20 protein-coding genes are annotated in these 26,005 nt (G+C 55.8%); 3 read left to right on the top strand and 17 right to left on the bottom strand.

The window, feature by feature from the left end:
* Positions 1 to 8: 8 nt before the first annotated feature.
* The 11 genes from ACAW74_RS11755 to ACAW74_RS11705 form a co-directional block, all read right to left on the bottom strand.
* A complete protein-coding gene (locus ACAW74_RS11755; protein WP_370698396.1) occupies positions 9 to 1,010 on the bottom strand; it encodes a hypothetical protein in 1,002 nt (333 codons plus the stop codon).
* Between the two features lie 25 nt (positions 1,011 to 1,035).
* Positions 1,036 to 2,082: a glycosyl transferase gene (locus ACAW74_RS11750; RefSeq protein ID WP_370698395.1), complete on the bottom strand. Its 1,047-nt coding sequence runs from the start codon at positions 2,080 to 2,082 to the stop codon at positions 1,036 to 1,038.
* Positions 2,079 to 3,266, bottom strand: a complete 1,188-nt coding sequence (locus ACAW74_RS11745; protein ID WP_370698394.1) for a glycosyltransferase family 4 protein — start codon at positions 3,264 to 3,266, stop codon at positions 2,079 to 2,081. Before ACAW74_RS11745 ends, ACAW74_RS11750 begins: the two co-directional genes overlap by 4 nt.
* Positions 3,266 to 3,919 carry an acetyltransferase gene (locus ACAW74_RS11740; protein WP_370698393.1) on the bottom strand — a complete coding sequence of 218 codons (654 nt, stop codon included), beginning with the start codon at positions 3,917 to 3,919 and terminating at the stop codon, positions 3,266 to 3,268. Before ACAW74_RS11740 ends, ACAW74_RS11745 begins: the two co-directional genes overlap by 1 nt.
* A 113-nt stretch (positions 3,920 to 4,032) precedes the next feature.
* Positions 4,033 to 4,758 (bottom strand): WbqC family protein, encoded by a 726-nt coding sequence (locus ACAW74_RS11735; protein ID WP_370698392.1) that lies wholly within the window; start codon positions 4,756 to 4,758, stop codon positions 4,033 to 4,035.
* A gap of 98 nt (positions 4,759 to 4,856) precedes the next feature.
* Positions 4,857 to 6,938 (bottom strand): glycosyltransferase family 39 protein, encoded by a 2,082-nt coding sequence (locus tag ACAW74_RS11730; protein ID WP_370698391.1) that lies wholly within the window; start codon positions 6,936 to 6,938, stop codon positions 4,857 to 4,859.
* A 112-nt stretch (positions 6,939 to 7,050) separates the two neighbouring features.
* The gene (locus ACAW74_RS11725) at positions 7,051 to 8,148 is read right to left on the bottom strand and encodes a DegT/DnrJ/EryC1/StrS family aminotransferase (RefSeq protein WP_370698390.1); all 1,098 of its coding nucleotides are present in this window, start codon (positions 8,146 to 8,148) and stop codon (positions 7,051 to 7,053) included.
* A gap of 131 nt (positions 8,149 to 8,279) precedes the next feature.
* Positions 8,280 to 9,536: an ABC transporter ATP-binding protein gene (locus ACAW74_RS11720; protein WP_370698389.1), complete on the bottom strand. Its 1,257-nt coding sequence runs from the start codon at positions 9,534 to 9,536 to the stop codon at positions 8,280 to 8,282.
* 104 nt (positions 9,537 to 9,640) lie between these two features.
* The gene (locus ACAW74_RS11715) at positions 9,641 to 10,471 is read right to left on the bottom strand and encodes an ABC transporter permease (RefSeq protein WP_370698388.1); all 831 of its coding nucleotides are present in this window, start codon (positions 10,469 to 10,471) and stop codon (positions 9,641 to 9,643) included.
* 6 nt (positions 10,472 to 10,477) lie between these two features.
* Positions 10,478 to 11,584: a GumC domain-containing protein gene (locus ACAW74_RS11710; RefSeq protein ID WP_370698387.1), complete on the bottom strand. Its 1,107-nt coding sequence runs from the start codon at positions 11,582 to 11,584 to the stop codon at positions 10,478 to 10,480.
* A 21-nt stretch (positions 11,585 to 11,605) separates the two neighbouring features.
* Positions 11,606 to 14,263, bottom strand: coding sequence for a polysaccharide biosynthesis/export family protein (locus ACAW74_RS11705; RefSeq protein ID WP_370698386.1), 2,658 nt, complete (start codon positions 14,261 to 14,263; stop codon positions 11,606 to 11,608).
* Positions 14,264 to 14,554: 291 nt separating this feature from the next.
* On the opposite strand from ACAW74_RS11705, the gene ACAW74_RS11700 reads away from it, so the two are divergent.
* Both ACAW74_RS11700 and pheA read left to right on the top strand, forming a co-directional pair.
* A complete protein-coding gene (locus ACAW74_RS11700; RefSeq protein ID WP_370698385.1) occupies positions 14,555 to 16,447 on the top strand; it encodes a DNA topoisomerase IV subunit B in 1,893 nt (630 codons plus the stop codon).
* A gap of 116 nt (positions 16,448 to 16,563) precedes the next feature.
* Positions 16,564 to 17,637 (top strand): chorismate mutase, encoded by a 1,074-nt coding sequence (pheA, locus tag ACAW74_RS11695; RefSeq protein WP_370698384.1) that lies wholly within the window; start codon positions 16,564 to 16,566, stop codon positions 17,635 to 17,637.
* An 82-nt stretch (positions 17,638 to 17,719) separates the two neighbouring features.
* Here pheA and ACAW74_RS11690 read toward each other — a convergent pair whose 3' ends face one another.
* On the bottom strand, positions 17,720 to 18,556 hold the full coding sequence (locus tag ACAW74_RS11690; RefSeq protein WP_370698383.1) for a hypothetical protein: 837 nt from the start codon (positions 18,554 to 18,556) through the stop codon (positions 17,720 to 17,722).
* Between the two features lie 103 nt (positions 18,557 to 18,659).
* Here ACAW74_RS11690 and ACAW74_RS11685 point away from each other — a divergent pair, with 103 nt between their 5' ends.
* Positions 18,660 to 19,349 carry a pseudouridine synthase gene (locus ACAW74_RS11685; protein WP_370698382.1) on the top strand — a complete coding sequence of 230 codons (690 nt, stop codon included), beginning with the start codon at positions 18,660 to 18,662 and terminating at the stop codon, positions 19,347 to 19,349.
* Positions 19,350 to 19,355: 6 nt separating this feature from the next.
* Here ACAW74_RS11685 and ACAW74_RS11680 read toward each other — a convergent pair whose 3' ends face one another.
* From ACAW74_RS11680 to ACAW74_RS11660, 5 genes are all read right to left on the bottom strand, one after another.
* Positions 19,356 to 20,546 (bottom strand): pyridoxal phosphate-dependent aminotransferase, encoded by a 1,191-nt coding sequence (locus tag ACAW74_RS11680; protein WP_370698381.1) that lies wholly within the window; start codon positions 20,544 to 20,546, stop codon positions 19,356 to 19,358.
* Positions 20,547 to 20,675: 129 nt separating this feature from the next.
* Positions 20,676 to 22,055, bottom strand: a complete 1,380-nt coding sequence (locus tag ACAW74_RS11675) for a M28 family metallopeptidase (RefSeq protein WP_370698380.1) — start codon at positions 22,053 to 22,055, stop codon at positions 20,676 to 20,678.
* A gap of 127 nt (positions 22,056 to 22,182) precedes the next feature.
* Positions 22,183 to 23,583: a glucuronate isomerase gene (gene uxaC / locus ACAW74_RS11670; protein ID WP_370698379.1), complete on the bottom strand. Its 1,401-nt coding sequence runs from the start codon at positions 23,581 to 23,583 to the stop codon at positions 22,183 to 22,185.
* Between the two features lie 110 nt (positions 23,584 to 23,693).
* Positions 23,694 to 24,896 carry a mannonate dehydratase gene (gene uxuA, locus ACAW74_RS11665; protein ID WP_370698378.1) on the bottom strand — a complete coding sequence of 401 codons (1,203 nt, stop codon included), beginning with the start codon at positions 24,894 to 24,896 and terminating at the stop codon, positions 23,694 to 23,696.
* A 161-nt stretch (positions 24,897 to 25,057) separates the two neighbouring features.
* A complete protein-coding gene (locus ACAW74_RS11660; RefSeq protein WP_370698377.1) occupies positions 25,058 to 25,948 on the bottom strand; it encodes a YicC/YloC family endoribonuclease in 891 nt (296 codons plus the stop codon).
* Positions 25,949 to 26,005: the final 57 nt, after the last annotated feature.

Raw genomic sequence — 26,005 nt, 5'->3', positions numbered from 1 at the left:
CAAACGGATCAACGATGAACGGGCCGAACGGGTACCGTATCAATCCAGCGGCTTAACTGGCGCAGACGTTCGTGGGCAGTACGCCGCCAGCCACGCCGCACCGTCGGTTCGGGTTGCAGCCCATAGGCAGGAGCGACACGGGTTAGCCCCGACGAAGCCTGGTCGCGCAAGGCTTTCTGATAGAGTTCCAGTAAAGCTTTCCCGTCGGGACGCTGAGCGAGCGTGAAGCGCGTTTGCTGCTGAAACAATCCCTCATCGGGCCGTATCAGGCCCAGAAAATCGGCTGTAAGCAGGGGTGTTGTCTGACCATTGTGGCTTACTTGCCAGCCCAGCGGCGTGTGGCGGAGGCGGCGTTCGGGTAGGTTCCAGAGGGCAGCCTGCAAGCCGGGGTCCTTCAATAAGCGTACATTCGTGAAGAATGTGGGTACGTGCATGAGCCAGGTCTGATCGAGGCATTGCCCGTTACAGAAATCGAGGTGAGCATGTTCCTGTACCCGTTCGTGCCACCAGTTGAGCATCCGGCCAGTTTCGGGATGCCGTCCAAAGCCAATGAACCCACTGCTATAAAGCCCCACGTTTTGGAGGTGCTTTTCGTCGGGCAGCAACTTATCCACAGGAGCCGTCAGCCAATGCGGATTCAGTAGCAGGCTGTGCGTAGACAGGGTATTGAACAGGCTTGACAGCGGCGCCAAAACGTAGGCCGACGGATCGGCGTAGAGTATGCCCGACTGAAAAAAACGGTCGTAGGCAGCCCGAATAAAGGCTGGTTTCGTCGCTGCCCGGAATTCGGTGGGTGTATACCGGGCCGAGAGCGCGGCAATCGCTTCGGGCGCAAACCCGGCATCGGCCAGCGTAAGCAACGGAAACGGCGATTGCCAACCCGTGGGCAGGTTGTGGGCGTTGTCGGCCAGGCCAATGACAAACGGCTGGTCGGGGTGATGTTGGTGAAAACTACGGCCCAGCGTTAGGGCCTGGGGTAGTTGTGCGATGGTACTGACGGTAATGAGCATGCCACTACAAAGGTAGGGGCTTCTCTTACATCCAGCCCATCAGTTTCTGAACGGGCTTGTTGAGTAACCGGCGGACGCTCGTGTAGTACAGCACGGTAGGAGGCTTGATGTATACGCACGGATAGGACCGGTAGGCTTCATTCCCGTTGTCGATCAGCCGTTGGTGATACAGCCGGAATAACGGCAGCAAATCGGGCCGCTGGGCAAAGGTGTAACGGGTCTGGTATTTCGAAATGTCGTTGGGCTTGGTGACGCCGTAGCCGCTGTAATGGAAAAACTGTAGCTCGTCGGTACCATTGACAACCCAGGTGTTGCCTTGTTGCGCCAGGGTACGTTCGTGCACGTTCCAGTAGGCGACATTATAGCCGGTGTGCTTCTCAATCAGCACGTTATCATGGTAAATGGGTGCAAAATTGACCCAATGCTGATCGACGAACAGTCCTTCACAGAGGTCGATTCGGCACTCATATGTCAGGCGTTGCTGCCACCACATCATAAACCGGCGAGCTGTATCGTCGTTGCGCAGGCCGATAAACCCCAGATTGAAAATGCCCGTGTTCAGGTGGTCCTGTTCGTTGGGGGTTTCCCAGTCGGGCGTTGGGGCGATAGTATGCGGCGTGAGCACCATACTGTGCGTATCCAGAGCCGTCGACAGCCGGGTAAGCGGCTGAAAAACAATAATGTCCGGGTCGAAATAAATGACTTTGTCGGGCTGGGGGCGCGGGGCTGGGGGCGTGGGAATTGGCGTAGCTGCATCTGACTCCGGGCTCCGTGCCCATAGGCCCTGCATCCCGTGCTCAAAAAAGTGCGCGATGAAAAACGGCTTGACGGCGGTGTTTAGCTCGGTGATGTCGTAGCGGTCGCACATGCCCGCAAAGTCGGGGATATTCAGCGCGGCTACTTCGAGCATAGGGTAAGCGGGCACCAGCGCAGCCGGCAGATTAGCCGTGCGTAGATCATCCACCAGCCCGATCACAAACTGCCAGTCGGGGTTGGTTTGTCGGAGCGAATCGCCCAGTGTGCGGGCCTGTGCTAAATAGTTAACCGAGCAAATCGTGAAGGCAAGCGTCATGCAGTCGTCAGTTGGTTCAGCAGGCTGAGGAGCTGATCGATGCTCCGGCGGCTGTTGTGTCGTTGGTCGATTTTCTGGCTAAGGCGATGCCCCTGTTGCTGGCGGCGAGCCGGGTCGTTGGCAAGCTGGCGCAGGGCCGCTGCCATGGCGTTGAGGTCTAGGTAAGGCACAACCGCCCCGCCATCGTCTTCGATGAGTTCGGGCGCGCCCCCGGCACCGGCAAAACAAACAACCGGCAACTGGCTAGCTCCCGCCTCGAGCACAACAAGCGGATAGGGATCTTCGCGTGAGCAGAGCAGAAACACGTCGAATCGGGCCATGTAGCGCAACACGTCGGACGTCGGCTCGATGAACCGGACGTGGTCGGTGAGCCCCGCCTTTTCAACATCGTGCCAGAGGTCGTCGCGTAGGGTACTGGGCGGCATGCCCACCCAAACGAAATAAACGGGCGCGCCCGGCAACTGATTGACCATGCGGGCCAGCGCTACAAACAGGTCGTTACCTTTGCGCCATTCGGCATTACCACACCCACCGACGACGACCGCATCCGCAGGTACGTCGAGCAGCGGGCGGCCATGGCTATTGGGTTGGCTGGCCTCAGCTACGCGTTGCCGAATCGTGTCGACGTCGATCAGCGTAAACAGCGAAATTCGATCAGCAGGCACCTGAAAGCGGCTTTCGTAGAACTGAGCGGTTGCTTCCGAAACCGTCAGCAGGTGCTGGGCGCGGCTGAAGAGGTAGCGCAGGTCGTCGGGACGGGTGTAGAGTTGCACCGACATCGTCAGTTCGTGCAGGTACGCGATCACAGGTACGTTGTCGGCGAGGGGAAGCTGCCGCAACCATTGAGCCCCCGACACCGTGTTGACCAGGACCGCATCGACCTGGCCGAGTTTTAGTTCCTGCGCAATCGTGCGCTGATGCCGCCGGTCGCGCCGGTTGGCCTGCCGATGCCACAGCCCTAGTTTTCCCAACACCTTGTCGGCATTGGGGCTTACCAGATGGCCGTTGGTCTGGGGCCAGATGGTAACCGGCGCCAGTGCCCGGTAATCGGCTTCGAGCGGGCCGCCTTCGCCCAACAGCAGGTGCATAGCAATTCCGTCCGCCTTTAGCAGGCGCATCAGATACAGCAGCACCAACTGAGCCCCCGCCCGGTTGGCATCATGACCAATAAGCAACAACCGCATCAGTACGTCTCGTAGCTAGGCTTGGGCCCTTTTTTGGGCGGATTACCGATGTAGACGCCCCAGGCTTCCGAGTCTTTATACAGCGCCGCCGACATGGCCAACAGGGTGCCTTCGGCTACTGTGAGGTAATCGCGGATGGTGCTGTTGACACCAAAGAAGCAGTACGAATGAATGTGGCAATGGCCCGACATTACCACGTGGGAGGTGAAAAAGACGTGGTCGTCGATACGACCGTGGTGGCCGATGTGGTTACCGCTCCACAGTACCACGTTGTTACCGATGGTCGTAAACGGCTGGATGGTGTTATCTTCGAGAATGAAGCAGTTTTCGCCGATTTCGTTGCCGAACGTAGTGGCTTTCGAACTGATGTACGAAATAAACTTGTAGCCTTTGGCTTTGGCTTCGTTGTAGACTTTCTCGCGGTTCCGGTTCATGTTGCGACCGGTCATCGGCGCGAAAAACTGGTAATCGCTGGGTGGGAAGAGCGTTTCAACGTCTTCAAACGCTACAACCGGCAGGCCTTTAAACGACTCATCCTTCAGGTATTCGCGATTGACGGTGAAAGCCACTACCTCGTGGTCGGAGTCGTGCGTCAGGTAAAAATGGGCCAGCTCTGCCGTGTCGAGGACCCCGAAAATGATGATTTTAGCCATGCGTGAGAATGAGTGAATGAGCGGGTGAGTGAATGAGTGAATGTTTGGAATTTATTGTGCAAAGCCGCACCTCGTATTAGTCCAACGATTCACTCATTTACTCATTCACTCATTCACTCATTGGTTATAAGGTCAAACTCGGTCAGCATCGGCCGGATGGCGTCTGCGGTGTTGTTCATCAGAATGTCCAGAATCGACAGCCAGGGGACAAACTCGGTCGCACCGTGCTGTGGGTACGTTACCCGCCGCGCCTGCATAAACGCCAGTTCGCAGCCGATCGAATCGAATCCCGGTTGCGAATATAACTCTGTACCGCCAATCGGGTTAATGTAGCGGTCGGCACCTTCCTGCCGGCAAATGTCGATAATCCGTTCCTGCGCTTTCAGGTGGCTGTTCTGGTAAATGGACGAACTGGCCACCAGCCGGGTGGTAATGCTCAGGTACGTGGTTAGCTCCGTGAAGCTGTGAAAGATATAGTCGGCCACCGAGACATCGGTCTGGCTATCGGCCTGGAAGTTGATGATCCGCTCGGTGATGGGCATCACTTCGGCGAAGAGTGGTGCTTTCCGATAACTCTGCTCGATGGTCCGGAGCAACTTGCCCCGCCATTTCGGGTCGTTGGCCAGCGCAATGTCGCGGATGGCTTTGTTCTGACTCGCTTCTTTCAGCGGTATCGTAAACAGCAATTCCTTACCCCCCACCAGTACCCGATTCCGGTTGACCCAACCGCGATTAATGAAGGCGACATCGTCGTAAAAAACGAAGGTATCGACGGCATTGAGCAACTGCATATAGCCGATGTACGGCAGAAAATACGGTTGCATGATGGCGAGCGTCATAGACAGGCGGGAGAGACGAATTATGAAATATGAATTAGGAAATAGTAGTCACTAGCTGGCAGGTTCTTTCCTATTTCCTAATCCATGATTCATTCCTCTTATTTCAGTTTACGTAAATAATAGTCTTCGCCAGGTACAACCACGTATGGGCTGGTGCGGAGGCTGGTATCGGTGCCGAGGCGAATGTCGCCGGGGCGGGGTTTGATCACGCTCTTGTCGAAGAACAGGTACGTTGCTTCTTTGGGAATGGGCTGCACACCCTGCTCGAACGGATTGATCTGGATAAGCCGACGCGACAGGTGTTTGCCGTAGAGCGGGTACTCGTAGTCGTCGTTGATCGTGCCCAGCGCGACGGTGGCGGTGTCGGGCACCATATCGTCGAAGCGTTTGTAGGGCGCATAGGTATCGGGTCGGCCGATGGTCATCACGCGCACGCGGTCGGCTTCGAATACCGAGGGAAAGGGGTAACCATCGGGCGTTGTCCAGGCGAAGGGTAGGGCGCGAATGTTCAGGAAAACGCTGAACAGCGCCGATAAAGCGCCCACAGCCAGCACCAGCCCGACGTAGCTTTTCAGCACGACATGAGCCGGTTTCAGGATGTTGAGGCGCGGGATGAAGACCAGCAACGCCACAAATTGAACGGCGATCATGCCCGTTTCGGTAAAATAACGGCCTTTGAACGGGTCATAAGGAGCCGAGTAGGCAAGGGCCAGCCAGTGCAGCCCGACGGCAACAGCCAGAAAGAAATGGGCAGGCGACCGCAGCACAAACAGCACGACCAGCACCAGCAGGGGGAGCATCAACCCAAAACCGATAATGCCCCAGTAGGGGTTGGCGTTGGTGAAGACAAACCGCCGCTCGAAAGTGAACGGGACGATCGAAAAGTCGGTCTCGTCATCAAGGCGCATGTGGAGCCGGTCTTCGAGCCAGACGAGCGGCTTGCGCATGGTCCGGTTGAGTTCGGCCCCCACAGGTACGTTCCGCAGGCCGTCGAGGTTGACCAGATCATAGCCGTAGCGAACAACGTTGCGCGAACCTTGCTCCAGCAGGTTTCGTAGCGACCCCGCCCGCTCTACCGACTGATGGCGCAGGGCCGTCGGAGGGCCGATGGGGTGGCCAAAAACCTCGATGTTTTTCAGGTAACCCGTGGGTAGCATCCAGAGGCAGGCGCCGACAACGATAGCCGCCCCAAGCCGCCAGGTACGTTGCCAAGTCGTAAAGAACGAATCGGCCGAAGGTGGCCCCGACCAGAACACGGTATAGACCATGATCATGAAAACCGACGGCAGCAGCAGCGTGAAGGTGACTTTGTGGCCGTAGGCTACCCCAAAAGCCACGCCAGCCAGGTAGAGATAGCGGTACTCCCGTCCAACGCGGTAGCTGAAGAGCAGGTAGATCAACAGGCTCAGGTAGGCCGTCAGCACAATGTCGGTCTCGGTCGTAACGGCCTGCATCAGAAAATCGGGTAGCAGGGCCATACACAACGCCGTCAGGAAACTGGCCGACAGGGTGGTGCGGGCGCTGGCTCCGCGTAGCTGCCCAATACGCTGGGTGATGCCAAACGTGGCGATCAACACCATCCAGTAGGAAAGGTGATGAATCAGTTTGAAGCCATTTTCGAAGCGCCCCGTCATTAAGTAGCCGTAGATCTGAAGCGTGCAGACGCTCTTCGGGTACGTGTCGATGTTCCAGTTGGTGCCGCCGAAATGGCGCATGCTGCCGCGCTGCATGTACTGCACCACCCTGTTGAGGTGGCCGGTCATGCTGTCCCACTCGTTCGGCACGGTAAACACGACGATAGCCAGATTGGTAACCGCCAGAATAGCCAGGGTGAGCAACAGCCCACCATATATCGCTTTGCCAAACAGAGGTAGCTCGCCGAACCAGGCTGCCGCTTCATGCCGCCGGTTTTGCAGCAACGCACCTACGTTTACCGGAGTGGGTTTGCCCGCCAGCCAGCGGAGGCTGAATCCGACGAGGGTTGCGGTGATGAAGACCGCGAAAGCCCAAACCCACTCGTGGTTGGTCTGATAGAGCGCCGACAGGATGAAGCCCGTCAGGATAACGCTACTGGCAAAGAGTAGGAAGGCGGTGAGCAACCAGTCGACAAGCGATGGGCGAGCCACCCGCGCCGCCAGCCAGCCTACGTAGGTTAGAAAGAGAAGGAGAAAGAAGAGCATAACTAGTAATGAATAATGGAGAATAAATACTGTATAATGACTTACTAGTCAGATCAATCTTCGGGCAGGGGAGGATCGTTATACATTACTAATTCTTCATTACACATTCAGTTTATACGCCTACTTCAACGATGGCTTCGTTGACCAGTTGGCAAATCCGATCTACGTCTTCATCGGGCAGGCCGGGGTACAGCGGCAGACACAATACGCGGCGGGCAACATCCTCCGAAATGGGGCACGACTCGGCGTTGGTCAGGAATGACAGCGTGTTGAGCGACGGGTAGAAATAGCGACGCGGCGCAATACCTTGTGCGTTAAGTGCGTCAACCACGTTGAGCAACGCCTGTTCCGACGCGAATACGACTGGATAGTAGGCGTAGTTGTAGCGGGTCATGCCAGCCGTCAGCGTGGGGCGTTGCAGCCGCGAAAAATCAAGCTGACTGTCGTAACGTTCCGATGTAGCCTGCCGGGCATCGATCAGTTCATCCACTTTGGGCAGCACACACAAACCCATGGCGGCGTGCAGTTCCGAGTTTTTGGCGTTGATCCCCATGCTGTAGTACTCGTCGAACTTATGGCCGAAGGTGCGGTAATGCTGCACGGTCGTGGCCAGTTCAACGTCGTCGTCGGGCGTGATCAGGCAACCGCCTTCCACGGTATGAAACACCTTGGTCGCGTGGAAGCTACAGGTGCTGGCATCGCCGTAGCTCAACAGCGAACGACCGTTGTATTCTGCCCCAAAGGCATGGGCGCCGTCATAAATAACCTTGAGGTTGTGTTTGTGCGCGATAGCTTCGATCTGCTCAATCTGGCAGGCGTTGCCATAGACGTGCGTGGCCAGAATGGCCTGGGTACGTTCCGTGATGAGGGGTTCGATCAGATCGGGATCGATGGTGAAGTCATCGGCCCGGATATCGGCAAAAACGGGCGTGCAACCTTCCCACAACAATACGTTAGTAGTAGCGCAGTATGAGAAGGGCGTCGTGATTACTTCTCCCGTAATACCCATAGCCTTGAGCGCAATCTGCATGACGATAGTGCCATTGGAGCAAAAGCGCAGGTTACGAACACCCAGATAGGCTCGCATCTGATCTTCCAACTCTCGAACCAGCGGTCCGTCGTTGGTCAGATGAACCCGCTCCCAGACACCTTCCAGCAGACGGGTGTATTCGGCTAGGTCGGGCAGGTATGATTTCGTAACGTTAATCATGGCTTGATGGGTCGGTCGGCATTCGGCTATGCCATTGTGGTTTGAAGATGCCCTGCAAAGTTACCCGAAGGTAGGTTAGCAACGCTACGCACGGCCAATGACGAATGACAGGCGGTTAACTGACAAAGGTACTAGACCTCTTTGAGCGATTCGAGCGCCTCGACCCGGAACGGGAATTGAGGCCGCACGTAGCCCGGCCATTTGCCATACCAGGCCACGCCTTCGCGGTAGTCTTCGACATCGAACGTAATGCCTTCGTCCATATTGAACAAGGGCGTTACCGTGTCTTTCACGATCATCATCGAGATGGTGTACGTGCCATCGTTCAGAAAATAGCCCGGAATGACGCACTCGCCCTGAATTAACCCCTTGCCATAGGCCTGCGACTGACTGCCAATGTTAAAAATACATTCGCCCGTGAGCGAGTATACGTGCAAACTCAGGTTCAGATTGGCCCGGTCCATCATGTTCCAGAACTCAAACTGAATCCGCATGGGCGTTCTGACGTCGATATGCGTGGCACCCTCTGGGTACTCGGGCACCAGTTCCATCCGCCGGATACGCACGAGGTCATTGCCGGGGGCTTCTTCGGGGGTAGCCCACTCGCGGCGAAGCCGGGTACGTGCTACCTTGCTCAGGTAAGAGGCCACCACCTGGTTGGTTTCGCCCTGCTCGATCAGTTGCCCTTTCTCGAAATACAGCGTTTTGTTGCAAAGCGCCTGCACAGCCGTCAGGTTGTGGCTGACAAACAGAATGGTGCGGCCACTTGCTGAGTTATCGCGCATTTTACCGAGGCTTTTCTTCTGAAAATCGGCATCACCAACGGCCAGTACTTCGTCGACGATCATGATTTCGGGGTTGAGGTGGGCCGAAATGGCGAAGCCCAACCGCACGTACATCCCCGACGAATACCGTTTTACGGGCGTATCCAGAAAACGCTCAACGCCCGCAAAGGCCACAATCTCATCAAACGATGCCTTGATCTCTTCGCGCTTCATGCCCAGCAGCGAGCCGTTGAGGTAAATATTTTCGCGGCCCGTCAACTCGGGGTGGAAACCCGTACCGACTTCGAGCAGACTGGCTACCCGGCCGCGGATACGTACCTGACCGGTTGTGGGTTCCACAATCTTACTCAGAATCTTTAGCAGTGTCGATTTGCCCGCGCCGTTGTGGCCCACGATGCCTACCCGGTCTCCCTGTTCAACTGAAAAATTGACATCGCGCAGCGCCCAGAACTCTTCCTGTGTTACCTCATCATCGGCCTCTTTCTTACCGAACAAGCCTTTCACCGAATGGGTGATGGCATCGCGCAGACTATTGCCGCCCTTGCCCTTCTTATGGTCAATGATGTAGTGCTTGCTTAAATTTTCGACCGAAATAACCGACATAGTGAGGCAGTTTACTGTTCACTGTCTTCTGTTTCCTGTTGGGTTACTCACCAAGTGCATGCACCAAGCGACAAACAGAGGACAGTGAACAGTAGACAGATTTTTTAAATATCGTCTACAAATGAGTTTTCCCGCTTTCGGAAAAACACAATTGACAAACTTAGAAAAATCAGCACGATGGCCGTTGAATATACTAAACTCTGCGGATTCAAGTGGGTCTGCCCGCGGAGTACTGACCATTTGAACCCATCGATGATACCGACCGCTGGATTCAGAATGTAGAACTTTTCGTACGGATGCCCCGCCACCAGGCTACTGCTGTAGGCGATGGGACACAAGTAGAAGCCCACCTGAATCATAAAGGGAATCAGTTGGCCTACGTCGCGGAACCGCACATTAATGGCTGCGAAAAACAGGCCAAACGCAAAAGCTCCCAACATCGCCAGCAATAAAAATAGTGGCAGGAACAAAATGTGCCAATCGGGTACGTATTGATAATAAATCGAGATGCCGATAAACAACCCAAAGGCAATCAGAAAGTCAACAAAGCTAACGGCAACCGCGCTCAGGGGCATGACCAAGCGGGGAAAGTACACCTTCGTGACCAAGTTGGCGTTGGTTGTGATGCTGGTGCTGATCTGCTGAAAAGCGTTTGAAAAAAACGTCCAGATGGTAATGCCAGCCAGCACCATCAGCGCGTACGGCACGCCCGGATCGGGGGGGAGTTTGGCCACGAAGCTGAACACGAACGTCTGCACCAGCATGGTGAGCAACGGGCGGATCAGGCTCCACGACATGCCCAGTGCCGTTTGCTTATACCGAACCGAAATATCGCGCATTGACAGGATATACAGCAGTTCGCGACTGCGCCACAGATCCCGCCAATAGAAGCGCTCAGGACGCCCGGCTTGAATAACAACCTCGTGTGTTTTCATACTATACTAGACGGTCGGTTTAGGGGATCGAAACGATTCCCGCAGGAAAATGGCCACTAAACCTAAGACCAGACCAATGGCTAAACCAGCCTGCATACCCGCTTTGGCAGGTATTTTCCGATACAGTGGCAGAATGACTGGCTCAATGGTGGTAAACAGCGGTTGCTCCCGAATCAGCGACAGCTTCATGTTATCGAGGCTGGTAACGGCGGCGAAGTACTGCTGCTGTAGAAAGGTGCTATTGCGCGTCAGGCGGTTTTCCTGAAGGCGGCCCTCAGCTACCACAACCTGCTGGTTCTGGTTCATGTAGCTGGCCAGCTTGTTTTCAGTACCCGTCAGACGGCGCGAGAGCGAATCGACCCGATTTTCAAGCAGAGTGAGCATCTCACGGGTCTTTTTGGTTTGTTTCTTCTTGTAATCGTCTTCGATTGTCAGCAAGTGGTTCTCGACAAACGCTTTCGACAGAGGGCCATCTTCAGTGGTGGCAACCAGACTCAGGAACGACGATTTCCGGTCAACGGGCTTGATCTCCATTTCACCCGACAGTCGTTCGTAGATGTCATACATCGCCTGTTGTTCGGTAGGTGTGAAGTCTTCCCGTTTTTTTGGACCGGTAAACATGAATTTCTTCAGGGTCTCGTCTTCCTCCCACTCCTTATCACGGATGCCGCTATGCGCCATGTAATAATTGACCAGCAGCGTATCGACGCCGTTGATCTTCACAGTTTTCATCAGCGTGGTTTCCAAAACGGGTTTCGACCGTACGTAGAGCGTGAAGTTTTCGCCGGAGAAAATGCTCGCATCTGGTGTCGCCTGACCAAGGCCAAAAGCGCCTGCCAGAGCACCCAGTTCTCCCATCTGCCCGGTTGACCCTGACCCACCGCCCAGATTAAAGACGATACGGGCAATGTAGGTTGGTTTCTTTTTCGACGTCAGGTCTGTAACGTAGCCGATGACACCACCAATGATCATAATAATCAGCAGTACGTACCAGTTACGGCGGGCTACACCCTTCAATTTGGCTGCCCGCGCCAGCACTTCCTTGGGCGAAATCTGATCGGGTGGCAACGGTGCCGTCACGATCGGTGTGCTTTTAGTTTGAGGCGTGTTCATGTGCGTTGTTGTCTACGTATCTTAATTGCCAAGTAACCGGAATGCAAGGACAGCCGAAACAAGTCCCATCAGGCCCGTAGCAATGCCCGTTGCACTACCAATGATCTGCTGCGGCGTCAGCGGGTTAGTGCGCCGTTGCGGCACAATCACCTCCGCACCCGGCTCTACGCGGGGATAAATGTTGAAAAACATAAACCGGCGTGTACGGTCAACCGAGCCGTTGGCATAGACGATGAACGCCCGCTTACGCTGCGATTGTTCGGTGAAGCCGCCAGCCTGTGAGATGTAATCCTGGAAGGTTTGCCCACCCCGGAACTTAACCGTTGTCGGCAGCAATACTTCACCCTGAATCCGAACAGTTTCGAGTTGCTTCGGAATCCGCAGCAGATCACCCTCTTGCAGCAGGATGTCTTCTGACGAACCCGGGCGAGCCAAAATGCGCTTCAGGTCAATTCCGATTGACTCTTGTTTGTTAGGCTCTACTGACTCAATGTTGACGGCAGTTTTCCGGTTATCGTCAGATAATTCGGTCACCGACCGCTGCCGCTGGGCCAGTTCCTCGGGGCTTAACTTAACGGTACGGATCAGTGTGGCTCCCTGTACGTAGGCCTGCGGGGTCAGGCCACCAGCCATCGACACCAGATCGGATACTTTCTGATCTTTGGTTTTGATGGGGTAAGAGCCGGGCAGGATCACTTCGCCTTCCACCTGTGCGAAGGTTTGCACCTGATAGTTGGGCGAACGCCGTACAATAACCTGATCGTAGGGTTGCAGGAAGAACTTGTTGTCGTTGGTCAACTCCAGGTTGCGGTCGATGCTAAACCGGAATACTTCGGCGATTTGAGCATTGGCTGAACTGGGGTCAACGTCTTTCTTACGCCGGACGACTTCTACCTGTGCAGCAGCGGCTGATTCGCGAAGCCCACCGACTTGCAGGAAGGCATCTTCAAGTGTCATATTCGACTGGAAGCCCAACTGACCGGGGCGGTTAACTTCGCCCTGAATCGACACTGTACCATACTCCGCCAGCTCAAATTTCGACGTAACGTTAACTATGTCTTCACGCTGGAGGGGTAGATCTGGTTCAGTGCCCGCCAGAATTTTGCCCAGATCAACGGTAATGTTCTCCGACGACATGTCCTCCCGGATACGCAGGATGTTTACCCGGCCCAGCAGGGCTTCGCCCCGCACCCCTTCGGCACTGGCGACCAGTTCTTTCAGGGTTTTGTTCTGGTCGAGTGAATACGTACCGGCCCGGTATACGGCGCCACCAATCGTGACTTGGTTTTCGAAGCGATCGAGCAATTGCTCAACCCGCGCAATATCGCCGTCCTGCATGGCAAAGCTCTTGAACTGATCGGCCAAGACGTCAATTACTTTAAGCTCTCGGTTGGTCAGACGGGTTACTTTCACGCGGCTTTTGTAGGCCGTTGCCGAAAAACCACCACCATAGAACAGCAGCCGTTCCATCGTTTCGCCGGGCAACATTTCGAAGATGTTGTTGCGGCGCGTGTTGCCCTGAAGCTCCACGTGAGAGACGTACCCAGGGATGCGAATGTTGTCGTTGTCTTGGAGACGGACGTTGTTGCGCAACACACCGGTCAGCAGCAGATCATACAGATCGAGGGTGGCAACCACACGGTTATTGCGAATCACCTGCACGTTCCGGAACGAACCCAGCTCACTGGGCCCACCCGATGCGTAGATCACATTCATAGCCGACGACAGCGACGAGACCGAATACGTACCCGGCTTGATCGCTTCACCCAGCACCGACACCCGAATGGTGCGAATACCGCCCAGCGTAACCTCCAGGTACGTATTGCGCGGGCCATACGAACTGTTCTTGAGGCCCACGTAGATCTTCGCGAGTCGCTCAGTGATACGCGCTTTGGCCGCTTCGACCGTCAGGCCGGCTACGTGCACCGGGCCTATCCCGCTAGGTAGGTAGATATTGCCTTCGGGTGTAACGGTTTGCCGGATTACGTCCTGCGAAAAACCGTAGATATTAATATTGAGCTGGTCGCCGGTACCCAATACATAGCTGACGGGCGTGGCAATATTCAGATTAGGCTGGAACGTGGTGGCCAGATCGGGGTTATTGAACAGCTCGTAACCGAAAAGTTTCCGGCGTAGCGCAGCCCGTTCGCGAGCTCGTAGGGCTTCCTCGGGTGAGAGGTCGTTATAGCCCTGTTCGTTAACCTGTGTATTGATGTTAGAGGCATTGTCTCCCTCAGCTGGAGCTTCCGTTGGGTTGCCATTGGCATCGACACCGGCCTGACCTGTCTGTCCGTTCTGTCCAGTTTGGGTGGCCTGACCGTTACGGCCCGTTTGCCCGGTTTGTCCTTGAGTAGCCTGTCCGTTGGCACCGGTTGTCTGCCGGGTGCCGGTGTTTCCTTGTTGCACCTGTCCGGCGCGCTGGTTCGGATTCGTGTTGGCACCCTGCTGCGAGGTACGTCCCTGCTGGCTTTGCGAGGGAGTCGGAATGCCATTAGGAAGGCGGGTTCCGGCTGGTAACTGACTGGGAACACCCGATGAAGAAGGAGCCGAAGGAGCGCCACTACTCGGGGCCGGCGTGATCTGACCAAACGTAGCGGGCAGGGTTCCGAGAAGGAGGCCAACAAGGGCTAATGTTTTGGCTGCTGTGCGCTTAGACTGGTCGGAAATAGTGGCAAACAAAGAAACCCGAGAATGTTGGAATTCTGGTAGTTTTTGCATATTTTTAAGATGTCAACCTACTAGAAGTAGGCTGATAAAGACGGTAATGTGTAAACGAAGTTTCTTGTTTTTATGATATTTCAGCACAATCAGCGGGCAAAGTAAACGAACTTTTGCCGGAAATTAAACAGTTTTCTACTGAGTGGGTCAAGGTGGTGGTCGGCTCATTTCGGTATAATTTTTCCAATGTTTAGTAGAGTCCTTCTTAAACCAGAAGACACACCAGCCACCCCTATCCTGATTCAATTTGACATGGCAGAACAAGTAAAGTCACCCGTACAGTACAACGAAGACAGTATTCGATCGCTCGATTGGCGCGAACACATCCGGCTCCGTCCCGGCATGTATATCGGCAAACTGGGAGATGGGTCAGCGGCCGACGACGGGATTTATGTGTTGCTCAAAGAAATTATCGACAATTCCATCGACGAACACGTGATGGGCAATGGGAAAATCATCGACATTAAAGTGACCGACCACCGTATCGAGGTCCGCGACTATGGCCGGGGTATTCCGCTGGGTAAGGTGGTCGAGGTGGTGTCGAAAATTAATACAGGTGGTAAGTACGACTCCGGTGCTTTCCAGAAATCGGTGGGCCTCAACGGAGTCGGTACCAAAGCGGTAAATGCCTTGTCGGGCTTTTTCCGTATCCAGTCGTTCCGCGATGGCCGCACCGTCTGGGCCGAATTTGACCGGGGTGTGCTGGTACGCGAGGGCGACGAAGAAACCAATCAGCGCAACGGAACCCTGTCGGTGTTTGAACCCGACGACACCGTTTTCAAAAATTACCATTACCGGGGGCAGTTCGTGTCCGACATGCTCTGGAACTACTGCTACCTTAATGCAGGGCTGATCATGAACTTTAACGGGCAGAAGTTCGTGTCGCAGAATGGCCTGCTCGACCTGTTGCGCAGTAAGCATAAGGAAGAGGAACTGCGTTACCCGATTATCCACCTGAAAGGGGCCGACATCGAAGTAGCGCTGAGTCACGGCAGCCAATACGGTGAAGAATACCATTCTTTCGTCAACGGGCAGTACACCACGCAGGGCGGCACGCACCAGAATGCGCTGAAAGAAGCCTTCGTCAAGACCATTCGCGACCATTTCGGAAAAGATTACGACGCGTCGGATATCCGGGCCAGTATCGTGGCGGCCATCAGCGTGCGGGTACAGGAGCCGGTGTTTGAATCGCAGACCAAAACCAAGCTCGGTTCGGTCAATATGGCCCCCGACGAAAGCGCCCCCTCGGTGCGGTCGTTTGTGATGGATTTCCTGAAAGACCGCCTCGATGATTTTCTGCACATGAACCCGACAGTGAAAGACGCCCTGAAACGGCGGATTGAACAGTCGGAACGGGAGCGGAAAGAACTGGCCGGTATCAAGAAACTCGCCAACGAACGAGCTAAAAAAGCCAGCCTGCACAACAAGAAACTGCGCGATTGTCGCGTGCATTTGCCCGACCTGAAAGCCGAAGAACGCCTCAACACGACCTTGTTCATTACAGAAGGCGATTCGGCGAGTGGGTCGATCACCAAGAGCCGCAATGTGCAGACGCAAGCCGTATTCAGCCTGCGCGGTAAGCCCCTCAACTGCTTTGGCCTGACCAAGAAAGTAGTTTACGAAAACGAAGAGTTTAACCTGCTGCAACACGCGCTTGATATTGAAGAAGGGCTGGAAAATCTGCGCTATAACCGGATCGTCATTGCTACCGACGCCGACGTGGATGGGATGCACATCCGGCTATTGATGCTGACGTTTTTCCTGCAATTTTTTCCCGATCTGGTACGTAACGGTCACCTCTATATTCTGGAAACGCCGCTGTTCCGGGTACGTAACCCCAAGAACCATAAGGAGACAGCCTATTGCTATTCGGAAGAAGAGAAACAGACGGCCATCGACAAGCTAACCAAAGGCGGCAAGAAGGTTGAGATCACGCGCTTCAAAGGCCTGGGTGAAATCTCGCCCGACGAGTTTGGGCTTTTCATTGGCGAAGACATGCGCCTCGAGCCGGTCATTATGGAGAAAGATGCCTCGGTAACGAAGCTATTGAGCTACTATATGGGTAAAAACACGCCCGACCGGCAACGCTTTATCATCGACAACCTCCGCATCGAGAAAGATATAGAGGACGTGGCGCTGGTGTAGTGGTAAGTGGATAATGTAAAATGTACAATGAATAATGGCTTTGTCTGAGCATCGACTTGGCTCAGACAAAGCCATTATTCATTGTACATTTTACATTATTCATTCAAATTTGCCCCATGACTCTCGAATCGCTCCGTAACGACATTGATACCCTCGACGACCAGATTCTTGCGCTGATGAATCAGCGGATGGAACTGGTCCGACATGTAGGGGAACTGAAACGATCAACGAATGCTGTTATCTACCGCCCCGAACGTGAACGGCAGATCATCGACCGACTTACGGCGCAAAACAAGGGCCCACTAACGCAGGCCGCGATCGAGGCTATTTTTCTGGAAGTATTTGCCGTGGCCCGCAACATGGAACTGCCCGAGCGGGTCGCGTACCTGGGGCCGGAAGGCAGCTTCACGCATCAGGCTGCCGAGGGGCGGTTCGGGGGGCTTAGCGCCTACACCGCCCTGCCAACCATCCGGTCGGTGTTTGAAAGCGTGGAAACGGGCCGGTCGCGGTTTGGGGTGGTACCGATTGAGAATAATCAGGAGGGCGTCGTAAACGAAACCATCGACCTGCTCAATGAGCGCGACATCAGTATTGCCGCCGAGGCGCAGATTCCGGTACATTTTACCTTCGCTACGAAGACAGAAGACCTGTCTACGCTGAAGTACGTCTATTCCAAAGACATCGCCTTCCGGCAGTGCAGCCGCTTCCTATACGATACGTTCGATGGCCTAGAGGTCGAATTCGTTCCGGTAGAATCAACGTCCAAAGCCGCTAAACTGGCTGCTCAGCAGCCCAATTCGGCGGCAATCTGCTCGCATATTGCCGCCAAGCTGTTTGGCGTGCCAGTGTTGTTTGACAACATCGAAGACAACGATCTCAACCGAACGCGCTTCCTGATTCTGGCGAAAAACTTCCAGAACCAGCCCAGCGGTCAGGACAAAACGACCCTGATTGCCCGCCTGCCCAACACCGAAAAGCCCGGTATTCTGGCGGCCTTCCTGCAGGAATTCAGCTCTCGTGATATCAACATCAGCAAGATCGAAAGCCGCCCTCTACGCAGCGGCGCGGCGTTTCTGTCGTGGTTCCTGATCGAGTGCGAAGGGCATGTGTCGGAACCCGCCCTACAAGAGATCCTGACCACCCACGCAACGTACCTGAAAAACCTGGGCAGTTATGTAAGGGTGCAATAAAAGTGGTTTGACGTTTCGAGTTTAACGTTTGATGTTGGCGGACACAACCTGCGTCAAACGTTAAACTCGAAACGTCAAACTATTAAAGTACCAGTGCAGGGAGCCAGAAAACGGCGTCGCCGAAAAAGCGGTAGCGGTTGTACTTCTGGAAATAAGTCGGGTAGCGCTGAATGGCGTAGAGCGTGAGGCTCATGATGGCCAGGATAAGGCTGGCTCGTTGCGAAAACCGGGCACCTCCGCCAGAGTCGTCGGCAAAAAAACAGACCGCAAGCGCCCCACCTACCAGCAAAAAGGTCAGCCAGCGAAGTACCAGATCGCAGGTACGTTGTCCCCAGATGGTTGCCAGCGATACCGTATTGCGCTGTACGTTGGGTTCGCGCTGTTCATACACCGAAAAGAGCAGTAAATTCTGGAAGGCGATGCCCAGAAAAAGCAGGGCCTGCACCTTGAACGGCCAGCCAACGAGCGGGCGCTGCACCCACACACTACCCCAGATGCCCGCCGTAAAGAAAATGGCGACCAGAGGCTCCTTGGCAACTAGCACCGGATGCTTCTCGGGCAGTTGGGATACGCCTAATACGTAGAGTCCGCAGAGAATGCCGAGCCCGGCCCCAAACCGGATAACGTTGCCCGGCAAAAAAAAGACCAATATGGCCGAGATGGCCACCAGACCGCCTACCAGACCCCACAACAGATCCGCATTAGCCGCATGAAAACGGTGCCGGGCCGTGTTGGGCAGTGGCCCTTTCCGGATGTCGAATAATCGATCGGCCGTGTACACAATCCAGACCGAAAGCGCCAACAGGGGTGTTGTTGCCCAATGGACGGGGTCCACGTCGGACAGGCGGATGGCCATTCGATTCGAGAAAACGGCGCCCAGTACAACGGGCAGACTCAGGTAGACAAACGGGCGGAGCATGGAGCGCAAAGTTACAGCCCCATCCCCTGGATTTTACGGCTATTTTAGCCTGCTTTTTGCTGTAAAATCGATTGACGACCATTGACGGGTCGGCGCTAGCCCTATGTCACTTAATATCATCTTTCAGACCGGAGATCTCGTGGCGATCAACAAACCGCACGGGTTGCTGGTGCACCGCTCGCCCATCGCTGCCGATGCCAGCGAGTTTGCCGTACAAACGCTGCGCGACCAGTTGGGGCAGCACGTGTGGCCTGCTCACCGCCTCGACCGCAAAACGAGCGGCGTGCTGCTGTTTGCCCTGACCGAGTCGATGAATACAGCCATGCAACGGCAATTTATGAACGGCGAGGTGAAAAAAACGTACATCGCCATTGTGCGCGGCCACACCCCCGACGAACTGACGATCGATTACCCGCTCCGTCGCGAAGATGGCGTATCGCAGGACGCCGTAACCCACCTGAAAACCCTGCGGCAGGCCGAGCTGCCCATTCCGCACGGCAAACACGACACGTCGCGCTATTCGTTGGTTGAACTAACGCCCGAAACGGGCCGAATGCACCAGTTACGCAAACATATGGCGCATATCTTCCACCCGATCATCGGCGATCGGCCACATGGCTGCAACAAACAGAATAAGCTGTTTCTGGAACGATTTCAGATGAATACTATGCTGCTGCACGCCCGGCGGCTGGAATTCAAGCATCCAGAAACAGGTGAGGCGCTGAGCATCGTAGCACCCCTGCAAAGCGAGTTTTCGCGAATGCTGGCCACCCTGTTTCTGGATTTGGATTGAGGCTAATTAGCCAACTACTTTTTTAAAGGCATCCACAAACGTCTTCATCTCGTCCATAGTCCCGATGCTGACGCGGCAGTAGGGTTGCCGGTCGATGTCGCGGGTCTGGATGCCGACGCCCTGCCCAAACATTTGCCCTTCAAACAGCTTCGTTTTCATCTTGATGGGGAAAAGAATGAAATTGGCATATGACGTAATGGGTTCGTAACCTATCTCTTTCAGGGCTTTGGTCGTATAGTCGCGGGCTTTGGCGTTTTCGGTGCGGCAGTACGTCTGCCAGGCCTGGTCCTGATACGAGGCGATACCGGCCATCAGCGTGGTGATGCTGACCGCAAATTCGCCATTCGTGTAGGGCTTGATCTGCGCCAGCATGTTGGGCTGCGCCATAACGTACCCAAGCCGTAGGCCCGCAAAACCGTGGATTTTCGAGAACGTGCGGGCCAACATGATGTTCAGCCCTTCACCCACCAGTTTACCCAGCATGGGGCGGTCGGTGGGTTCCAGGAAATCAATGTAGGCTTCGTCGATCAGAATGGGTACCGTGGGGGCCACGTCGCGGCAGAACTGCGCCAGTTCAGCTGGTGGGACAATCGTGCCCGTCGGGTTGTTGGGATTCACGATATACACCAGACTCAGGCCCGGCGTACTGAGTGCTTTTGCTTTCAGCGCCGCCAGATCATAACCCATATCGGCCGTCGACGGCACGGTGAGAATTTGCCCTTTGGCGGCCGTAGCGCGTTCCAGCAGGTCATCGTAGGTAGGGCGGCAGGTCAGGATGGGGCCACGTTGCGAGAAGGCCGCTGCCGCCGCCATCAGTACGTCCGACGAGCCGGGCGACATCATAATCTGCTTGGGCGTGACGCCTTCGGCATCGGCGATCAGCTTCTTCAACTGGGCAAATTCCATCCAGGCGTAGCGGTTACTCAGCGTAGTCGCTTTTTCGAGGGCCACTTTGGCGCTGGAGGCAATGCCGTGCGGGTTTTCGTTGGCAAACAGGCGGGCTTTCAGCGCCGGCATAGTGTCGGGCGGCAATTGCTGAAGCTGCGCAAACTCACTAAAAAGCCGCTGTTCGGCCAGTACCGATTCGGGGACAAAACTGGCGCGGGCCTCCTGCCAGCGGCTCAGGCCAAGCCCGGCGGTGAGCAGACCTGCATTGCGCAGCCAGGTACGTCGGTTCGATGAAGTACTATCGTTCATGATGCATCAAGGTTGTTGATTGGAAAGGCTCGTGGCTATCTGCCAGCGAACACCAACAAGATACGAATTAACGCACTCGTTGGTATGGTTAACTAACTGAAAGGCAATGCAAAAGGTCGTTGTTTGCGTTTAGCGCAGATTGGGCACGGGCAGAATGGGCATACTCTCGTTGCCGTCTTCCGAAACAGCCTGTACCGCGAAGAAATAATTGTCTTTCGAGTAGGGGAGCGTCATGCCGAGTTTGGTGGTGAAGAACTTCTTCTGCCAAAACGGCATGTGCGTTTCGCGCATCAGCACATAGTACCCGCGCGCTTTGCGGCCGCTATCGGTTTTGGGAGCCTGCCAGTACAGGGCCGTACCGTTCGTCAGGTTACGAACTTCAATCGTGACGTTTTGCGGCGGGGTGGGGGCTTTGGCCAGATTCGCCAGCGTCGCCAGGTTTACGGCGGTGTTTTTCCGCAGGTACTCGAAGTCCATAAACTTAGCGTAGTCGCCGTACTCGATCGCCTTGGCGCCGGTGCCTTCCGTGCGCAGGTCTTGGTGCTGATGCTCGTAGTTTTCATTCATCTCGGTCAGGCGCACCGCCGCAAACCCTCGCTGTACGTAAGGTGTATGGTCGCCGCCGCGCAGGTAACGGTCGTTGCGGTAGATAGTCACAATCTCCAGATTCTCGACGTAGCGCTCGCCCAGCTCTTTAACGTACCTGGCGAGCGTGCGAGCCTTGCCGTCGTTTTCGTTGCCAAACTGCCGGATGTTAACGGCCCGGTCGGTGGTCTGGTAAAGGGGCAGCCCTTCGCTGAACACCCGCAGCCGCGTATTGTCGATGATGCGGGTTTCGCTGCTGTTGTTGCTGCCCATGATGTCGTTGTTCAGCACGGCCTCCACGTTCCATTTCTCCTGCACCGCCCGTTCGCTGAGGTGTTCGGCGCCCAACAGGCCTTGTTCTTCGCCCGTCAGCGTAACGAACACGATCGTGGCCGGAAACTGCGACTTGCTCAGTACCCGACACAACTCGATCACGGCCGCCGTGCCCGAGCCGTCGTCATTGGCGCCGGGGGCGTCGCTTTCGCGGTTCATCACGTTAGTCACGCGGCTGTCCATGTGGCCCTGTACAATGAATACGCGGTCGTCGTTGGGGTCGGTGCCTTTTAGCGTGGCCATCACGTTGCCCATATCGGCGGGCTTATCGATGCGGCGGCCATCAGCGGGCAGCGTCCAGGTATCGAGGGCGGCGGTCATTCGGCCACCCGACTGTTTGGCGTATTGCTGAAACTTGCCCAGAATCCACTGCCGGGCGGCACCAATGCCCTTCTTAGGGTCACTGGTTGTGCTGAGCGTGTGGCGTGTTCCGAAGCGAACCAGCCCGTCGACGTGTGCCCGCAGGCTGTCGGGCGATACCTGTGCCACCAGGTCGGCTATTTGCGGGTCGCGCTGAATGGTTGTCTGGGCAAAAAGAGAGGTAGAAAGTAAGGTGAAACAGAGGGAAGTAGCTGGTAACAGGAGGCGCATGGGCGTTTGTTGATTTGGCGAACGAAACTAACGAAAAAAGCGCAAGCTCATGGAGCCTGCGCTGGATAAGATTGGGGTAAAATCGCTGGAATTTCAGCCAATAGCGAGATAGTATACTGCGTTCGGCTTAAAATCCAAAATAGGCTTTGGCGTTGCGGTAGCAGATGTCCTGCACGATGCCGCCCAGCCACTCAAGGTCGTTGGGCAGCTCGCCGTTGACTACGTCGGTACCGATCAGGTTGCAGAGGATGCGCCGGAAATATTCGTGGCGGGGAAACGACAGGAAGCTGCGCGAATCGGTCAGCATCCCCACGAACCGGCTCAGCAGACCCATGTTCGACAGGGAGTTGATCTGTTGTTCCATGCCGTTTTTCTGATCCAGAAACCACCAGCCTGAGCCAAACTGAAGCTTGCCGGGCGTGCTACCATCCTGGAAATTACCGATCATCGTCGCGAACAGGTCGTTATCGGCCGGATTCAGGTTGTACAGAATCGTTTTGGCCAGCTGATTGGTGTTGTCGAGGCGGTCGAGGTGGCGCGAGAGTGCGCGGGCCTGGCTGAAATCGCCGATGCTGTCCCAGCCCGTATCGGGGCCAAGCTCGCGGAGTTGTCGGGTGTTGTTGTTGCGCAACGCGCCCAGGTGAAACTGCTGCACCCAGCCTTTGCTATGGACGAGCTGCCCAAAAAACAGCAGCATGGCCGATTTGAACGTACCCAGCTCACTCGCCGACAAGCTTTCGCCGTTCATAACGCGTTCAAACGACTGCGCCACCGATGCCCGGTCGAATGTGTCTGAAGAGACGGTTTCCAGCCCGTGATCGGAGGCCCGGCACCCGTGTTGTACAAACCAGTCGGCCCGGCTTTCCAGTGCCGACAACAGGCCGTCGAAGTTCTGAATCGGTTGGCCGGCAGCGCTGCTCAGTTTGGCGATATAAGCCTGAAAGGTGGCCGGGTCGTCGGGCGTCATGGCCTTGTCGGGCCGGAAGGTCGGCACCATCTGGAAACCCGGCTCGGTCGCGGGCAGGGCGGCGTGGTGTTCCAGCGAATCGGCGGGGTCATCGGTCGTTCCGACAGCCGCTACCCTCATGCGTCGCAGCAGACCTTGCGTGCTGAATTCCGGCGATTGCAACTGCTCTGAACACTGATCATAGATGCGGCGGGCCGTGGCGGGCGTCAGCAACTCGGTGATGCCAAAGTAGCGTTGCAGTTCGAGGTGTGTCCAGTGATAGAGCGGGTTACGGAGCGTATAAGGAACGGTTTGTGCCCATTTTTCAAACTTCTCCCAGTCTGACGCGCCGCCGGTGATGTAGTGTTCGGCAATGCCGTTGGCGCGCATGGCCCGCCATTTGTAATGGTCGCCATAAAGCCAGATCTGCGTGATGTTCTCGAATTGATGGTTCGAGACGATCTGATCGGGTGGCAGGTGGTTGTGGTAATCAACAATGGGCATCTGCGCGGCGTAGTCGTGGTAGAGCCGCCGGGCCGGTTCGCTTTGCAGCAGAAAATCGTCGGTCAGAAAGGTTTGCATAGGGTTTTAAACGCAAAGGCGCGAAGGATTTCGCAAAGGCCGCAAAGGGTGAAATAGGTCGCAGCAAAAAAGCGTTGCGCTCTTTGCGAAGCCCTTCGCGACCTTTGCGTTTAAAGCGTTTGATTAAGGCCCAGCATGAGGCCGCGGATTTCGGCTAGACCGCGCAGGCGACCGATGGCCGTGTAGCCGGGGTTGGATCGTTTGGTCGAGCGCAGGTCGTCGAGCATCCGGTGGCCATGATCGGGCCGGAACGGCATTCGCAGGTCCTGGCGACCTTCGGCTTCGCGGCGGCGCTGCTCGGCCAGTAGGGCTTTCACCACGCCATACATATCCACGTCGCCCGTGAGGTGATCGGCTTCGTAGAAACTACCGTCGGCTTCGCGGCGGGTGGCGCGCAGGTGGATGAAATGGATGCGGTCGGCGAGGCGCGTGGCCATGCCGACGAGGTCGTTGTCGGGCCGGACGCCGAAGCTACCCGTGCAGAAACACAGCCCATTGGCCGGTACGTCCACGGCGTCGAGCAGGGCGCGGGCGTCGGCTTCCGTGCTCATCACGCGGGGCAAGCCCAGCATCGGAAACGGCGGATCGTCGGGGTGAATCGACAGGCGAATACCCAGTTCCTGCGCGACGGGGGCAATTTCACGCACAAAATCAATCAGATTTCGGCGCAACTGATTGGCGTCGATGTGGGCGTAGGAGGCCAGCACCTCGCGCAGGGCTTCGATGGTAAAGCCTTCTTCGGCGCCGGGCAGCCCGGCAATGAGGTTGCTCGTGAGCTTGGCCACGTCGGCGTCGGTGGCGCGGTCGAGCCAGGTACGTGCCGCAGCCAGCACTTCAGGTACGTATTCGGCTTCGGCACCGGCGCGTTGCAGAATCAACACGTCGAAGGCACAAAACTCCGTCATGTCGAAGCGCAGGGCCGTGGAGCGGTCGGGCAGTTGGTAATCGAGGTCGGTGCGGGTCCAGTCCAAGACGGGCATGAAGTTGTAACAGACTGTATCGATGCCGCAGGCGGCTACGTTGTGCAGCGTCTCCTTGTAATTGGCAATGTAGTCGCGCCAGTTGCCCTGCTGCTTCTTGATGTCTTCGTGGACGGGAATGCTTTCGATCACCGACCAAATCAGGCCGTGGGCGTCGATAGTTTGGCGGCGGGCGTCGATCTCAGCTTTCGACCAGACGGTGCCGTTAGGTAGGTGGTGGAGGGCGGTGACGATGCCCGTAGCACCCGCCTGCCGAACATCCCATAAACTTACGGGATCGACAGGGCCGGTGGGGTAATCGCCAAACCAACGCCAGGTTTGCTCTAGTGCCATTTCGTAATGCTAATGCGAATCAAGAAGAAGCCGACGGGATGTTTCTTACTATCAGGCGCAAAAAAAGCTGACCCATCTGGATCAGCTTTCGCTATTGTCATCCTGCTTTTTTGCCATCCCGACGACAGGAGGGATGACAGAAAATAGTAATCCCCAAGGCACTAGATCACGTTCATGGTTTGCTCCTTGATTTTCTCCAACTCGTCTTTCATCTGCACCACGTAGCGCTGAATGACCGAATCGTTGGCTTTGGAGCCGATGGTGTTGATCTCGCGGCCAATTTCCTGGGCGATGAAGTTTAGTTTCTTACCGTTGGCTTCCTCGGTGGCGAGGACTTCCATGAAATACACCAGGTGGTTTTTCAGGCGCACTTTTTCTTCTGAAATGTCGAATTTCTCCACGTAGTAAACCAGCTCCTGCTCGAAGCGATTCCGGTCAAACTCCTCGTTGCCCAGCAGGTCGGTGATGTTGCCGCGCAGGCGTTCACGTACGGCCGGTATGCGCAGCACATCCTGCGTTTCCACGTCGGCCAGCCGGTCGGTGATGGTCTGGATGTATTCGCGGAACTTACCTTCGAGCGAGGCTCCTTCCTGCGTGCGGAATTCGTTGCAGCGGCTGATCGCCTCCAATACTGCCTGTTGAATCAGGCTCCAATCTTCCTGCGCCGTATCGACGTTACTGGCCGATTCGGTCAGGTAAACGTTGGGCATGCTCATCGCCAGCCGGAACAGTTCGTCGTCCGACGTGCTGAGGAGCATGGAATTGGCCGTTTCGCGAAGGTCGCTGATGTAGGCCGTCACGAGCGGGCGGTTGACGGTCACGGTAGGGCGCAGATCGGCCGTGCGGGTGATCGACAGGTTGAATTCGACTTTGCCCCGTTCGAGTTGCTGCGTCAGGATATTCCGCACTTCGATTTCGCGGTCAGAGAAGCCCCGTGGCAGTCGGCAAAAAATGTCTAAGAATTTAGAATTCAGTGTTTTGACTTCCGCCGTTGCCGAGAGGCCATTTGCTTCGACGGTGGCAGTGCCGAAGCCGGTCATTGATTTAAGCATGTGTGGAACTCGTAGAGACGCAACCCCTTGCGTCTTTCAGGCGTCAGCAACAGACCT

This window comes from Fibrella musci (genome assembly GCF_041321105.1).
Taxonomy (GTDB): Bacteria; Bacteroidota; Bacteroidia; order Cytophagales; family Spirosomataceae; genus Fibrella; species Fibrella musci.
This window is presented reverse-complemented; position numbering and strand designations above follow the sequence as displayed.